14 protein-coding genes are annotated in these 14010 nt (G+C 62.4%); 5 read left to right on the top strand and 9 right to left on the bottom strand.

Features of this window, described 5'->3' with window-relative positions:
- The first annotated feature begins 11 nt into the window (after positions 1-11).
- From fdh3B to VWZ85_RS06970, 5 genes are all read left to right on the top strand, one after another.
- On the top strand, positions 12-605 hold the full coding sequence (gene fdh3B / locus VWZ85_RS06990) for a formate dehydrogenase FDH3 subunit beta (RefSeq protein ID WP_014875661.1): 594 nt from the start codon (positions 12-14) through the stop codon (positions 603-605).
- Between the two features lie 94 nt (positions 606-699).
- A complete protein-coding gene (locus VWZ85_RS06985) occupies positions 700-1941 on the top strand; it encodes a formate dehydrogenase subunit gamma (RefSeq protein ID WP_416540003.1) in 1242 nt (413 codons plus the stop codon).
- A 39-nt stretch (positions 1942-1980) separates the two neighbouring features.
- Positions 1981-3282: a c-type cytochrome gene (locus VWZ85_RS06980; protein WP_416587529.1), complete on the top strand. Its 1302-nt coding sequence runs from the start codon at positions 1981-1983 to the stop codon at positions 3280-3282.
- Between the two features lie 4 nt (positions 3283-3286).
- Positions 3287-3412, top strand: coding sequence for a hypothetical protein (locus tag VWZ85_RS06975; RefSeq protein ID WP_340547409.1), 126 nt, complete (start codon positions 3287-3289; stop codon positions 3410-3412).
- Positions 3409-4770 (top strand): sigma-54 dependent transcriptional regulator, encoded by a 1362-nt coding sequence (locus VWZ85_RS06970; protein ID WP_340547408.1) that lies wholly within the window; start codon positions 3409-3411, stop codon positions 4768-4770. Before VWZ85_RS06975 ends, VWZ85_RS06970 begins: the two co-directional genes overlap by 4 nt.
- A 51-nt stretch (positions 4771-4821) precedes the next feature.
- Here the strand turns inward: VWZ85_RS06970 and VWZ85_RS06965 are convergent, their stop codons facing one another.
- The 9 genes from VWZ85_RS06965 to VWZ85_RS06925 form a co-directional block, all read right to left on the bottom strand.
- The gene (locus VWZ85_RS06965) at positions 4822-6792 is read right to left on the bottom strand and encodes a cache domain-containing protein (RefSeq protein ID WP_416537583.1); all 1971 of its coding nucleotides are present in this window, start codon (positions 6790-6792) and stop codon (positions 4822-4824) included.
- 161 nt (positions 6793-6953) lie between these two features.
- Positions 6954-7685: an SDR family NAD(P)-dependent oxidoreductase gene (locus VWZ85_RS06960; protein WP_416587527.1), complete on the bottom strand. Its 732-nt coding sequence runs from the start codon at positions 7683-7685 to the stop codon at positions 6954-6956.
- Positions 7682-8413 (bottom strand): SDR family NAD(P)-dependent oxidoreductase, encoded by a 732-nt coding sequence (locus tag VWZ85_RS06955; protein ID WP_416536622.1) that lies wholly within the window; start codon positions 8411-8413, stop codon positions 7682-7684. The genes VWZ85_RS06960 and VWZ85_RS06955 overlap by 4 nt, the downstream gene beginning before the upstream one ends.
- A 1-nt stretch (position 8414) precedes the next feature.
- Positions 8415-8963, bottom strand: a complete 549-nt coding sequence (locus VWZ85_RS06950) for a DUF3833 domain-containing protein (protein WP_416539998.1) — start codon at positions 8961-8963, stop codon at positions 8415-8417.
- Positions 8960-10183 (bottom strand): MFS transporter, encoded by a 1224-nt coding sequence (locus tag VWZ85_RS06945; protein ID WP_416587526.1) that lies wholly within the window; start codon positions 10181-10183, stop codon positions 8960-8962. Before VWZ85_RS06945 ends, VWZ85_RS06950 begins: the two co-directional genes overlap by 4 nt.
- The gene (locus VWZ85_RS06940) at positions 10183-10713 is read right to left on the bottom strand and encodes a chalcone isomerase family protein (RefSeq protein ID WP_416587524.1); all 531 of its coding nucleotides are present in this window, start codon (positions 10711-10713) and stop codon (positions 10183-10185) included. Before VWZ85_RS06940 ends, VWZ85_RS06945 begins: the two co-directional genes overlap by 1 nt.
- Positions 10706-11863, bottom strand: a complete 1158-nt coding sequence (locus VWZ85_RS06935; RefSeq protein WP_416554479.1) for a class I SAM-dependent methyltransferase — start codon at positions 11861-11863, stop codon at positions 10706-10708. Before VWZ85_RS06935 ends, VWZ85_RS06940 begins: the two co-directional genes overlap by 8 nt.
- On the bottom strand, positions 11863-12615 hold the full coding sequence (locus VWZ85_RS06930; RefSeq protein WP_416587523.1) for a DUF1365 domain-containing protein: 753 nt from the start codon (positions 12613-12615) through the stop codon (positions 11863-11865). The genes VWZ85_RS06935 and VWZ85_RS06930 overlap by 1 nt, the downstream gene beginning before the upstream one ends.
- Positions 12612-13901: an NAD(P)/FAD-dependent oxidoreductase gene (locus tag VWZ85_RS06925; protein ID WP_416587522.1), complete on the bottom strand. Its 1290-nt coding sequence runs from the start codon at positions 13899-13901 to the stop codon at positions 12612-12614. Before VWZ85_RS06925 ends, VWZ85_RS06930 begins: the two co-directional genes overlap by 4 nt.
- Positions 13902-14010: the final 109 nt, after the last annotated feature.

Genomic DNA, 14010 nt, shown 5'->3' with positions numbered 1-14010 from the left:
GAGAAAGAGATATGGCAAGAGCGAAGTTTCTCTGTGACGCCGAACGCTGCATTGAATGCAACGCCTGCGTGACGGCCTGTAAGAACGAGCACGAGGTGCCCTGGGGCATCAACCGGCGTCGGGTGGTGACCATCAATGATGGCAAACCCGGCGAGCGGTCGATCTCGGTCGCCTGTATGCATTGCTCGGACGCACCCTGTATGGCGGTGTGCCCGGTCGATTGCTTCTACCAGAACGAAGAAGGCGTGGTCCTGCACTCCAAGGATCTCTGCATTGGCTGTGGCTATTGCTTCTACGCGTGCCCCTTTGGTGCGCCGCAGTATCCGCAGGCAGGCAACTTTGGCAGCCGCGGCAAGATGGACAAATGCACCTTCTGCGCCGGTGGTCCCGAGGAGACGCATTCCAATGCGGAATTCTCCAAATACGGGCGCAACCGGATTGCAGAGGGTAAGCTGCCCATCTGCGCCGAGATGTGCTCAACCAAGGCGCTGTTGGCCGGTGACGGCGATGTCGTGTCTGCGGTCTACCGCGAACGCGTTGTCGCCCGTGGCTTTGGCTCGGGTGCCTGGGGCTGGGGGACAGCCTATGACCAGAAGGGCGGCTGATCAGCCCTCTTTGACATGAAGGGATGGCCCGCCCGCGCGGGCCGTCCTGTTTTCCTGTTCAGTTTCCAAGACAACCCATGAAGGAGTGTGGCCCATGCTGCGCATCGCCTTTGCAATTCTGATGCAACTGACGCTGATGGCGGGGATCGCTGCGGCGCAGGACACCCAGGGTGCCCCTGCGGCGGAGGCGGTGCCGGATCGCAGTGCCACGGGTGGGGCGCAGACGCTGGAGGATATCCTGGCCCGTCAGCGCGGCGAAAAAATCGACGACAGTTTCCGCAGCGACGATACCGGTGCGGGCGCGATTGGCGCCGGGATCACGCAACAGCTGGGCACGCTCGGTGGGGCCTCCGATCCCGAACTCTGGCGCGCAATCCGCTACAACGCGGCAGATCTGCGGGTCTCGGCGGGGGGCGATGTTGCCACTGTTCTGGTGCAGGATGGCGGTATGCGCTGGCTGACTTTCCGCGATGGGCCGCTTCGCACCTATGGTGGCTGGCTATTGCTGGGCACGATAGGCTTTCTGGCGCTGTTCTATCTGCTGCGCGGCCGTATTCGCATAGACGAGCCCTCCACCGGACGCACTGTCACCCGCTTTCAGTTCATCGAACGCTTTGCCCATTGGATGCTGGCGGGATCCTTCATTCTGCTGGGCGTTACCGGACTGGCCAGCCTGTTTGGCCGGATGGTGATCGCCCCCTATCTGGGCAAGGAGATCAACGCGGGCCTGCTGATCTGGAGCAAATGGGTCCACAACAATGTTTCCTGGGCGTTCATGCTGGCGCTGATCATGGTGTTTGTCATGTGGGTGGCCCACAATATCCCCAACCGTACGGATCTGGTGTGGATCCGCCAGATGGGCGGCATTGTCGGCAAGGCCCATCCGCCCGCTAAGAAGTTCAACTTTGGCCAGAAGCTGATTTTCTGGTCGGTGATTGTTCTTGGAACCTCCATTTCGGTTTCGGGCCTGTCGCTCCTGTTCCCGTTTGAGATGCCGCTCTTTGCCAAGACCTTTGCCATCTTGAATGATCTAGGCCTGCCGCAGTTGGTGGGTTATGGCACCCTGCCGGTTGACCTTGCACCGCAGGAAGAAATGCAGCTGGCCCAGAGCTGGCACGCCATTATCAGCTTTGTGCTGATGGCGATTATTCTGGCGCATATCTACATCGGCTCGCTGGGCATGGAAGGTGCCTTTGACGCGATGGGAACCGGCGACGTGGATGAGGCTTGGGCGCATCAGCACCACTCCATCTGGTTGGAGGAAATGCGCGAAAAGGGCGAAGTCACGCCAGAGGGCAGCAGCGGCAGCGCCAAGGGCGCAACACCGGCGGAGTGACCGGCGGTGTGGTGCCGCCTGTCAGCGCTGGTCCTGCGGATGGGCTATCTGTGGGCCGCCTGCGCTGCGACTGTTCTGGCGCTGCCCGCAGGTGCCGATCCGGCCGACGGGGATGAGTTCACCACGTTGAAAGGCCACGGCGGCCCGGTGATGGCCTTGGCGGTGTCGCCTGAGGGTCAGGTGGCCACCGGCAGTTTCGACAATGCCGTGGGCCTGTGGAGCGATCGCACGCCACGCTGGCTTGAGGCCCATGATGCAGCGGTCACCGCTCTGGCCTTTGTGGATGCCGGTCGTCTGGTCACGGCGGGGGATGATTTCGCGCTCTACCTGTGGCCGAAGGGCGGCCAGCAGGCCGAGCTGATCGGCCGCCATCTGGGCAAGATCCGGGCGCTGGCCATTGCCCCTGACCGCGAAATGCTGGTGTCGGCGAGCTGGGACGGCAATATCGGCCTCTGGCCATTTGACGGAGGAGCGGAACAGCGCATAGCGGTTGGCAGCGGCATCAATGACGTGGCAATCGGACCAGGGGGGGCGATTTATGCCGCGACGATGGAGGGGCAGATACTGGTCTACGAGGACGCAGGCCAACCGCCCCGGCGCCTGGTCGATCAGGGCTTTGGCATCAACCAGCTGGCGCTTGACCCCGGTGGCGACTGGCTGGCCTATGGGGCTGTGGATGGTGCGACGCGCGTTGTCGACACACAGACCGGCGAGCCTGTAGCCGATTTCACGCTGGAGCGACGGCCTATCCTTGCAATGGCCCATCATGAGGGCACTGCGCGGCTCGCCGTCGGGGACGGGCAGGGCTATATCATGATGGTGGACACCGAGACCTGGCGCATCAGTGCCGATTTTCGCGCCACCCGCGACGGGCCTGTCTGGGCGCTGGAGTTTGCGCCGGACGGGCAGACCATCTGGGCCGCCGGGCTGGATGATCTGGCCTATGGCTGGCCGGTTGCCCTGATGGGAGAGGCCGAGGCACAGATGGCAGGCAACCGCGGGTTCCTGAAGGACCCCGAAACGATGCCCAACGGCGAACGGCAGTTCATGCGGAAATGCTCGATCTGCCACGCGCTCGGCCCCGGTGAGAGTCGCAAGGCGGGACCGAGCCTATATGATGTTTTTGGTCGCTCGGCGGGCACGCTGGCGGGTTATCGCTATTCGCAGGTCCTTGATGGATCTGATATAATCTGGGGAGAGGCGACAATTGATGCCCTCTTCGATCTGGGGCCGGATCACTATATCCCCGGCTCCAAGATGCCGATGCAGCGGATTACCGATCCGCAGGACCGGCGCGATCTGATTGCGTTTCTGAAACGCGCAACCAAGGTGGAGAAGTAACACAATGAAAGCCATGTTGACGGGGTTTGCCGCCATCATCGTGATCGCCGCCGGCGCCAATCTGGCACTGGATCAGGCGGGGTTCGCCTCTTATGAGGTGCATTCCGGGCCGGCCGTCCGACTGGATTGACCGTGCTGACAACCGCGCCGCCGCCCCGCGATGAATATGGGGAAAACCTTGCCGGTGCGTCGATCCTGGTGATCGATGATGAACCAGGTATGCGCAATTTCATGACCAAGATCCTGACCCCCCGCTGCAAGCGGGTGGAGCAGGCGGCGTCTGCCGCGGAGGCGTCCAATATTCTGGATCAGGCGCATTTCGACCTGATCATCCTCGACAATATCATGCCCGGCAAAACCGGGCTGGAATGGGTACAGGAACAGCATAAGGTCGGCCTGTTTGCCGATACGGTGCTGGTCACCGCCTATGCGGATCTGGAAACTGCCATTCAGGCGCTGCGGGTCGGGGTGGCGGATTTCGTGCTGAAACCGTTTCGCGCCAATCAGATCCTCAATTCCGTGGCACGGGCCCTGGACCGCAAGCATCTGCGGCGGGAAAACTACCTGCTGAAACATGCGCTATCGGCGGAGGGCACCGCTGCGCGGGGGCGTTTGCTGGGGAAATCTCCTGCGATTCAGACCGCGCGTGACATGATTACCCGGCTGGCGCCGCTGCCGACGCCTGTGTTGTTCACCGGCGCCAGTGGTACCGGCAAGGAAATCGCGGCGCGGACGCTGCATTCGCTGTCGGACCGCGCGGAGAAGCCGTTTGTGGCGGTGAACTGCGCGGCCATCGCGCCTGATCGCATCGCGCATGAGCTGTTCGGTATGGTGGATTCGCAGGACCGCCGACAGGACGGGCTGTTTCTTTATGCTGATGGCGGCACGCTGTTTCTGGACGAGGTGGCCCAGATGCCCGAACAGGTGCAGGCCGCGCTGCTCCGCGTGCTGGAGGACCAGCGCATCCGGCCGGTCGGCGCAGAGCGCGACATCCCGCTGAACCTGCGGTTCCTGTTTGCCACCAATGCCGATCTGGAACAGGCCGTGGCCGAGGGCCGTTTCCGTGCCGATCTCTATCACCGGATCAATATCGTCAACATCCAGATGCCACCGCTGCGTGAACGGGTTGAGGATATCGTGGAGCTGGCGGCGCTGTTTATGGAGCAGTTCTCTACCACGCTGGCCATGCCTGCGCTGGAGCTCGACGCTGAGACCCTGCTGAAATTCAGCCGCTACGACTGGCCCGGTAATGTGCGTGAGCTGCGCAACCTGATTGAACGGTCGGTCATTCTCGGCGCCTTTCCTGAGGAGTTCGCAGGCACCGGCGGGATCACGGGCAGTGCTGCGATGGATACGCTCGATCTGGTGATGCAGCGCCATATCGTGCATGTGCTGGATGCCTGTGACGGCAATCGCGCCGAGGCCGCCCGACGGTTGGGGGTTTCGCGGAAAACGATTGATCGAAAATGCGCCAGTTGGGGGCTGTGATATCATCCGAGCGATAGGTGGATGGACGGCCAGCGTGTCGCGGGCTGTGGCTCAGTCCCCGGCCTTGACCGCAGGCAGCCAGATCGAAAAGACGGCGCCTTTGATCTCCCCGTTCTCAATCCGGGTGTCGGCCGAAATCACCCCGCCGGCGCGCTGAATCAGGGTCTGGCTGATCGACAGCCCCAGCCCGGTGCCTTCGCCCAGTTTGGTGGTGTAGAACGGGTTGAACACCGACGGCAGATCTTCGGCAGCGATGCCCGGCCCGGTGTCCGAAACCTCAAGACAGGCGCCGCTGACACCGTCGCGCTCCATCGGCCTCAGGGCCAGCAGGAGCCTGCCGCAGCCCTCCATGGCCTGCGCCGCGTTGAGGATCAGGTTGATCACCACCTGCTGCAATTCGCCCGGGTCTATGCGAACCGGTGGCGTTGCGGCGAACTGTTTTTCAACGGTAATGGCCTGTTTGGTGATCACGTGATCGACCAGCACCAGACAGTCGGAGACAACCGGGGCCAGATCCAGGCTTTCCTCGAAGGTGCCAAATTCGGTGGGGCGCGCAAATTGCAGCAGTTTGCCTACGATGGCGCTGATCCGCAGGATCTGATCGTCAATCAGCGCCAGCTCGGTGTCCACCTCCTCGGCGGCGGCGCCCAGGGTCATCCGCATCACATCGACGTTGCCCTGGATCACGGCGACAGGATTGTTGATCTCATGCGCCACACCGGCTGTAATCTCGCCGATGGAGGCGAGTTTCTCACTCATCACCAGCTGCTTATAGGTTGCCTCCAGTTTTTCGTTGGCGGCGCGCAGTTCGGCGGTGCGCTGGTCGACACGCGCGTTCAGCTCCTCTGCCCAGTCGCGCAGTTTCTGGTCACGATCCTGAACCTGATCAAGCAGGCTGTCGAGATGGGCCGCAACCTGTCCGATCTCGTCACGGCGCCCGACATTGCCGTTGCGCGCGGTCAGATCGCCACGTTCGACACGGGCCATGGTGTGGCTCATCTGCTCCAGCGGCGCAAAGATCCCTTTGGCCAGCCACAGGAACAGGGGCGCGGACAACAGCAGAACGGACAGGAATGACAGCACCACAGTCCAATAAGCGGAGAGTTTGGCCGCCGCAAAGGGCGCCTCAAGGAAGCCGACATAGAGCATCCCAACGCGACGCCCGAAGCTGTCGGTGAGCGGCAGATAGCCGGAGATATACCAGTCGTTCACCACAAAGGCACGGTCGAGCCAGGTCTGCCCCTCACCCAGCACCGCATCGCGCACCGCCTGCGAAACCCTGGTGCCAAGGGCGCGGACGTCTTCAAACAGGCGAACGTTTGTGGAGATACGGGTATCTTCCAAAAACAGTGTCGCAGTGCCCTTGCGGCTGATGCGATGACTGTCGCCCAGATAGACCAGGGCATTGATCGTATCGATGAAATCAAGATCCCGGTTCAGAAGCCGGCCCGCCACCAGCACGCCTTCACTGCCGTTATTGGTCACCGGCGCGGCGGAATGGATCACCATGCCGCGATCTTCCGCCGGTCGGGTTGTCGGCGCGGCGGCCTCGGTCTCGATCAGGGAAATACGGGCCCGGTCACGCAGGTCGGCAGAGATCTCATCCAGGTCCGCAGCGGAGAAAATGTCGATTTCCGAGGCCAGCCTGCCCTGCGCGGCGCGGTCGATCACCGGCCAGCGGCGCGCCTCGCGGTCAATATTGCGCAATGGCAGATAATAGAGGAAATCAAGCTGGAGGGATTGCCGCTGCTGGTCAAGAAACCGCAACTGATCCTGCAACGGTGCGCGCAGGACCTCGGCAAACCGGGCCGAGCTGGCGATTGCTGCCAGATCATCGCCGGTATTGGCCTGCAACTGGCGCAAATACTGGTCGGCGATTTTCAGATCGCTTTCCACATTGACGATCAGAACATTGTCGTAATCCGCGTTCCAGCGCGCCATGGCCACGACCAGCAGCAGCGGCATCACCACGCTGAGCGGCAGAAGTGCGAGCAATAGGAGGCGGAGCCGGACGGATTTCAAGGCGGCAAGGTCCTGTAGGCAGCTGGCACATCGGGTGAGTCCGCAGAGCGCATGGCTGCGTGCGGTGTTCACCCACTGTCGCATGGGGCCTGCTGGATGAGCAAGTCCGGCGCTGTGTTTGATGACACGGTCGCCACGATCTGGTGGCGATCAGCCCATCATCAGGCTGGGATTTCCTTGCCTGCCCAGTCGAACACCCGCCCGCTGTCCTTGGCCGATAACCGGTCGATCACCTGGGCGAGGTAGGCCGCGGCCTGTTGTGGCTCGAACAGAGCGTCGTCGGGGACGTTCTTTGAAAAAGGTTCCGACAGCGGTGTTTTTACGGTGCCGGGATGCAGGCCGACACAGATCATCTCCTCGTTGCTGCGCGCGGTTTCGATGGCGTAGTTGCGGATCAGCATGTTCAGTGCCGCTTTGGAGGCGCGATAGGCATGCCAGCCGCCGAGGCCATTGTCGCTGATCGAGCCGACCCGCGCGGACAGGGCGGCAAAGACCGCGCGCCCCTTGCGAGGCATGATCGGCAGCAGATGTTTGGCAATGATGGCGGGGGCAAAGGTGTTTATTTCAAATACCTTGCGGAACGCGACCGGGTCCTGCTGACGATAGGATTTCTCAGGCTTAAGCCCGGCCTCGTCCGAGAGAACCCCGGTTGCAACGACGACCAGATCAGGGGCGATCCCTCTGCGGCGCAGATCATCGGCAAACCCGGCCAGCTGGTCCTCATCCGTGATATCGGCGCGGTAGCTGTCGACGTCGGCCTTCGGTGGCAATGCGCCGCGCGCGACCGCCGTCAGGCTGGCGGGGTTTCGCGCCGCAAAATGGTCAACCAGCGCCGACCCGATGCCACCGGAGGCACCGATAATGACGATGTGGCGCGGCGAATGGGGGCTCATTTTCCCGCCCCCATCAGGCGCAGGAACAGTTTGCGGGGAAGATGTTTGCCGATGGTGAAGACCCAGGCGAAGGGGGCGGGGAAACTGGTGCTGAAGCGCCCGCTTCGCATCGCTTTCAGGCAGGCATCTGCGGCCTCATCCGGGGTCTGGATCATCGGCATCTTGAAATCGTTCTTGTCGGTCAGACGGGTTTTGATGAAACCCGGATTGATCACCTGAACCTTTATGGGGGTCTGGATCAGATCGGCCTGGAGGTTTTCGGCCATGTGTATAACGGCCGATTTCGACGCGCCATAGCCGGTCGCTCCGGGCAGGCCCGTGTGACCGGCGAGTGAGCCGATCAGCACGATATGCCCTTCGTTGGCAGCGACCATCTGCGGTATGACGCGGCCAACCACACGAATTGCGCCCATGAAGTTCACGTCGCAGATCAGCTCGACCTTCTCTGCGTCCCAGTCCTGCGCAGGCATCGGGTCATAGGCCCCGGCACAGTAAAGGAGGCCATCCACCTTGCCGATCTGCTCCACGGCCCGGCTGATGGCGTCGGGATCGGTCACATCCAGTGGCAGGGCAGTGGCATTGCTCAGCGTGCCCGCCAGCTCCTGCAGGCGCTCTTCGCTGCGCGCTGACAGCACCAGCCGCGCGCCTGCGGCATCCAGCTTCTCGGCGATTGCACGCCCCAGCCCCTCGCTCGCGCCGACGATCCACCAGGTCTGTCCTGCAAACATCTCACTCTCCCTTCGGTCGCATGGTGGCGATCAGCTCGGCCACCTTGATGCCGAATTTGCGCATTTCGGAGCGGTTCATGATCGTGCCGTTCTCCATCAGATACATCCAGTCGGTGACATCCAGCACATGGCCACCGGCGCTTTCTGGCAGGCGGATGCGATAGGTCAGGCGCACGGCGGCTCCCATCTGCTGACCCTGTCCGGTGCCGATGATGTCATCTGCGGTGGCGGTGAAGCTGCCGTTTTCGCCCATGGTGAGGAACCATTTCCGCATTTGCGTGCCGCCGCTGGCGTAGGAAAAATTCTCGCTCAACGTGCCGGTGTCGCCCTCCCATTCGCCCGTCATCGTGGCGACAAACCGCGAGGAGACGCGCCCCATCGGGCCGTAAATCATACCTTCGGAGATCATCTCGCCGCTCAGATGTGTGCGAATGTCGAAGGCGGGACTGGTATTGGCATAGTGTTCGGGGTGCTGGCTGCGAAATCCCAGCCCAGGGCGAAGGAGCGCAAGCAGCAGCAGCAGAATGATGGCAACAAGCAGGAGTTTCATGACGCGGTTACCTTTCCAGGGAGGCGGATCACCATCGCGATGGCGATAAGTTTGATGCAGCAGGGAATGATTGCGTAGGCCCATGTCAGCGTCTGCAGGGCGGCGGCGCTGTTTTCGCCACCGGGGGTGAAGCCGCTCATCTGCAGAAGCGGCAGCAGGAGCACAGCAGCGGCGGCAAGCGCGAGTTTGGCAGCAAAGGACCACAGCCCGAAGGCCTGCCCCGCCTGCAACCCGGCGCGCGCCAATGCGCGTGAAAACAGCACCGGCAGGATCACCATATCCGCGCCGAGCGCGGCCCCCGAACCAATGCAGATGGCGGCAAAGCCAAGGCTGGCGCCGGGCGGAAGAAAGGCTGCGGAGACAAAGGCAAGGATCGCCAGTGCCATCGCCGGAAACAACACCTCGCGCGCGCCGAACCGCTCTGCCGCGCGGGTCCATAGCGGCACCGATAGTCCCGCTGCGAGAAAGAACAGGACCAGAAAGGGGCCGGCCATATCGGCAAGCGCCAGCTTGTCCTCAACGAAGAACAGAAACAGTGTCGATGTCATGGCGACCGGCAGGCTGTTCACGAGGGCCAGCGCCAGAAGGCGAAGGCCACCCGCTGCACGCAGTGCGGTGATGGACAGCGGGTGTTCGGGGCGCGGTGCCGCTGTCCAGAGGCCGCGGGTCAGCCACCAGACCACACCGCAGAGTGCGGCCAGCATCCAGCCAAAAGCGGGGTAGCCGCCGTGGCCTGCGCCGACGGCAACCAGCGCGCCCGGCGCCAGGGCTGCCAGGATGATACCGGCCAATGTGCCGCCCTCGCGAAACCCGGCCAGACGGATCAGCGCCTCCGGGCTGCCTGCAAGCGCGGTGCTTTGCCCGTAGAACAAAACACTTCCGAGACTATAGGCCGTGAACAGAAGCACCAGGGCGATGACGAACCATGGCAGCACGCCCCCCGCCGCCGGGCGGTAGGTGTAGAGCAGGATGAACCCCACCGCCATGCCAAAGGCCGCCAGAGCTGCAAAGGTTGCGCGTTCCTGAGGCCAGCGGTCGGTGACCCAGCCCAGCAGGGGGTCCTGCACGAAATCCAGCACCCGTATCGCCGCCAGCACCGCTGCGAGGGTTGCCAGGCTCAGTCCCAGTCCCGCCGTCGCAAAGCGCGGCAGATGGATATAGAGCGGCAGACCGGCGGCGGCCAGCATCAGCGCAAATAGGGAGATACGGGTGGCTTGCATCAGTTGCCCCGCAGCTCGCTGGACAAACGCGCAGCGCGGCTGTTGGGCGACAGCCAGATATTCAGAAACCGCTTGCGGGCGTCTGCATGGCGCAGATCGCAGGTCTGTTTTCCGTTCAGATAGAGCGCCACCTGATCAGGCGCGCGGGTTGTTGCCACGAAGCTGTCGCCCGGTCTCACATCGCGAAAACAGCGATCCAGCTTGCCGACCAGCTGATCGTGATCGGCGCGCCTGCCTTCCAGCCGCAGCAGTTCCGCGACCGTGGCCTGCATCAGCTGGGATCTGCTGAAACCGCGCCGATAGCTGAGCTTGAGCGCCATCGGGTTCTGCCAGTCAAAGCGGGTCTGCCCTTCGGTGTAAAGGCTGGCATCATAGAGCGGCAGGCCAAACCAGCGGAAGGTGACCTCTCCCAGTTTGGTCGGGGAGCTGAGGCCGGTGTTTGCGGTTGCAGCGCTGGCGAGACCCACTCCGAGACTGACGGCAAATGCGGCGATGGCGGAGCGCAGGTGGTTTTGGCGGATCTCAGGCATGGGCCAGCTCCACCTGAATCACGTCCGTCTGGCCGACCTCGAAGGAGGCAGCGCAGGTTTCCAGATAGTAGCGCCAGTTGCGCAGGAAGGCCTCGCCATAGCCCAGAGAGTGGATTTTGGGGGTCATCGCGACAAGGCGCGCCGCCCATTCCCGGCAGGTGCGCGCGTAATCCTGGCCAAAGGCGAAATTATCCGTAACCTTCAGACCTGCGGTGCGCGCCTGATGTGAGATCACCGCATCAGAGAGCAACATGCCGCCCGGAAAAGTATACTGGCGGATATAGTCCGACGACTGCCGATAGATGTCGAAATAGCTGTCCTGAACGGTGATCGCCTGCACCACGGCGCGGCCGTCATCGGCCAGACGGTCTTTCAGCGTGGCGAAATAGCTGGGCCAATAGCGTTCGCCCACGGCCTCAACCATTTCGATGGAAACGATATTGTCGAATTTTCCCTCCGATTTGCGATAATCGCAAAGGCGGATATCGGCGCGCCCATCGAGCCTCGCGTCGGCATAACCAAACTGACTGGGGGAGATGGTCAGCCCGGTGACATGGCGCCCCTGTTCGGCGGCGCGGTCGGCAAATCCGCCCCAGCCGCAGCCAACCTCCAGGACGCGATCACCGGCGGTGAGGCGGCTCAGCACCCGGTCGTATTTGCGGGTCTGCGCACGCGCGAGGTCATTGTCACCCGGCGCAAAGAGGGCCGAGGAATAGGTCATGCTTTCGTCCAGCCACAGCTGGTAGAATTCATTGCCGACGTCGTAATGGGCCTTGATGTTGCGCGCCGCGCCCTTGATCGAATTGGCGCGCAGCATCCGGTCCACGACCCGGAACTTCAGACTGGCCCAGAAACTCGGGTAGGCGTAATCGGTGAGATGATCGAGGTTGAGCAGCGCCACCTTGATGACGTCTTCGATGCTGGGCGTCTCCCAAAGTCCGGCGACATAGGCCTCGCCGAGGCCGATATCGCCGCGGGCGGCCATGGCGGTTATGGCGCTCCAGTCACGCAGATGGATTTCGGCGCGTGGTTCACCGGTGCCGAAATCATGGGTGTCGCCCTCTGGGGTCAGCAGGCGCAGACTGCCCTTGCGGATGCGCGCGCAGCTGTCGAGAAAGTCGTGTTTTACGCGTTTGGTAAGGAAAATCATCAGCTGACCTCATGTTCCGGTGGGGTAGGGCGGGGGCGATAGCTGGCGCCCTTGAGTTTCAATTTCAGCGCCTGCCAGTAAATCAGCGCGACCGTGCGCAGCGTGCCGGCCGGGCGGCGCAGGCTGGAGCATATGAGTGCGGCGTTGCTTAGCGGCTGGCGCGGGCCGGTCAGCGTGGCGACCACCCCTTCGCCATCGTTCTTGTGGTCGATCCGGATGGCGATCCGCCGGGGGTCGATGTCGAAGTTGAACCAGTAGTCCCCGGCAATGTCCTGAAATGGAGAGACGTGAAAGATCTTCTTGGCCTGAAGCTTGTCGGAGGGGGCGATGGCGGTGAAGCCGGGTTTGTGACAGACATAGCTGTGGCGGTCGCCAAAGGTATTGCTGACCTCTGCGATGACCGCATGTAGCGCCTTGCCGCGAAAGGCCAGCCAGAAGCTGACCGGGTTGAAAATATGGCCCAGATAGCTCGGTTGAGTGAGCAGCCGAATGGTGATCCCCTCCATATCCAGCCCGGCGTGGGCGAACACGTCCTGCGCCCATGGCAGGCCGATCCCCTGTTTTGGTGCGCCACCATGGTTGCGATCATGGACCGCAGCCAGATTGAAGCGATTGCGCGAAAACAGCAGCGGGCCGCTCTCGGAGCGCGGGTCAATCAGCACATAGTCCACGCCGTAGCGAAAGCTGTTGGAGATGGCGCCATGGCGGGCATGGGTGGTCTGTCCGGCGATATGCTCGGGCCACAGGGTCATCCGATCACCCGTTCCCGCGCGCTGATGCCACGTGCGACGCGCACCGCGCTGGCAAAGCCGTCTTCGTGAAACCCATGCCGCAGATAGGCACCGGCAAACCAGGTGTTGTTCTGCCCCTGGATATCGGCAATCCGGCTTTGAGCACGCAGCGCGGCGGTGTCAAACACCGGATGGCGGAAAGTTTTTTGATCGTAGATCAGATCCGACCGCACATCCTTTACCGGGTTCAGCGAAACGAACAGAGGATCGTTTTCGTCGATATTCTGGAGCCGGTTCATCCAGTAGGTGACGCCGATGGCGGCCCGGTTGTCGCGGGTGTCAGCCTTGTAGACCCAGGACGACCAGCAGGCACGGCGGCGCGGCATCTGGTCGGTGTCGCGGTGCAGGATCATCTCGTTATCCTGATAGCGCATGACCCCCAGCGTTGCCTGCTCTGCCGCTGTCGGCTGCGCCAGCAAGCGCAGGCTGTCATCGGAATGGCAGGCCATCACCACCTGATCAAAGTTTTCGGAGGTGCCATCGGGGAGGTGGATGCGTACCCCCTCGGATGTCCGTTCGACGCTGCTCACCGGGGTGCTCGGACGCAATTGGCAGCCCATCTGGTCCAATCGGGCGGTCAGACGCCGGACATATTCGATGCTGCCGCCTTTGACCGTCCACCATTGATGCTGTCCAGAAGCGCTGAGCAATGCGTGATTGCGAAAGAAGCGGACCAGCGACTGCGCCGGAAAACCGCGGATTTCATCCGGCGGCGTCGACCAGATCGCGCCACAGATGGGCATCAGGTAATAGCGCTGGAACCAGTCGCCGAGCTTCAGATCATTGACCAGTTCGCCGATAGTGACGCTGTCACTCTTGGCGACCTCTTCGGCGTTGGCGTTGAAGCGCAGGATATCACGTACCATGCGGAAAAAGGCGGGCCGCGCGATGTTGCGACGCTGCCCGAGCAGCGCCCCAAGATCTCGCAGACCGTATTCGACGCGGCCATCCCCGATGCTGGCACCGAAACTCATGTCGCTTTTGACCACGGGCACATCCAGATCGCGGAACATCGACGTCAGATGCGGATAGTTCACATAGTTGAAGACGATGAAGCCGGTATCCACGGGCTGGTCGCCATTACGACCGGCGACGACGGTCCGCGCGTGCCCACCCAGTCGCGGCGCGGCTTCATAAAGCGTGACGTTGTGGCTTTTTGCGAGCAGCCAGGCGGTGGCAAGCCCGGAGATGCCACCACCGACAACGGCGATACGCTGGCGAGCGGATGATAATGCGTCGAAGGACATGCTGTCTCCATCTGTGATTTCAACTTGTTACGGGCCGCTCGCCCGGGCGGATCAAAAAAGATGGTGATTAAGATGACGGGCCTCTCCGGACGAATGGAAAAAACTGAAA

It is taken from the genome of Phaeobacter sp. JH20_29 (genome assembly GCF_048056175.1).
In the GTDB taxonomy this organism is placed as follows: domain Bacteria; phylum Pseudomonadota; class Alphaproteobacteria; order Rhodobacterales; family Rhodobacteraceae; genus Phaeobacter; species Phaeobacter bryozoorum.
This window is presented reverse-complemented; position numbering and strand designations above follow the sequence as displayed.

Bases quoted from the DNA above. Each gene is read 5' to 3' on its own strand.
- fdh3B (WP_014875661.1), top strand. From the start codon at position 12: ATGGCAAGAGCGAAGTTTCTCTGTGACGCCGAACGCTGCATTGAATGC.
- VWZ85_RS06985 (WP_416540003.1), top strand. From the start codon at position 700: ATGCTGCGCATCGCCTTTGCAATTCTGATGCAACTGACGCTGATGGCG.
- VWZ85_RS06980 (WP_416587529.1), top strand. From the start codon at position 1,981: ATGGGCTATCTGTGGGCCGCCTGCGCTGCGACTGTTCTGGCGCTGCCC.
- VWZ85_RS06975 (WP_340547409.1), top strand. From the start codon at position 3,287: ATGAAAGCCATGTTGACGGGGTTTGCCGCCATCATCGTGATCGCCGCC.
- VWZ85_RS06960 (WP_416587527.1), bottom strand. From the start codon at position 7,685: ATGAGCCCCCATTCGCCGCGCCACATCGTCATTATCGGTGCCTCCGGT.
- VWZ85_RS06955 (WP_416536622.1), bottom strand. From the start codon at position 8,413: ATGTTTGCAGGACAGACCTGGTGGATCGTCGGCGCGAGCGAGGGGCTG.
- VWZ85_RS06950 (WP_416539998.1), bottom strand. From the start codon at position 8,963: ATGAAACTCCTGCTTGTTGCCATCATTCTGCTGCTGCTGCTTGCGCTC.
- VWZ85_RS06945 (WP_416587526.1), bottom strand. From the start codon at position 10,183: ATGCAAGCCACCCGTATCTCCCTATTTGCGCTGATGCTGGCCGCCGCC.
- VWZ85_RS06940 (WP_416587524.1), bottom strand. From the start codon at position 10,713: ATGCCTGAGATCCGCCAAAACCACCTGCGCTCCGCCATCGCCGCATTT.
- VWZ85_RS06935 (WP_416554479.1), bottom strand. From the start codon at position 11,863: ATGATTTTCCTTACCAAACGCGTAAAACACGACTTTCTCGACAGCTGC.
- VWZ85_RS06930 (WP_416587523.1), bottom strand. From the start codon at position 12,615: ATGACCCTGTGGCCCGAGCATATCGCCGGACAGACCACCCATGCCCGC.
- VWZ85_RS06925 (WP_416587522.1), bottom strand. From the start codon at position 13,901: ATGTCCTTCGACGCATTATCATCCGCTCGCCAGCGTATCGCCGTTGTC.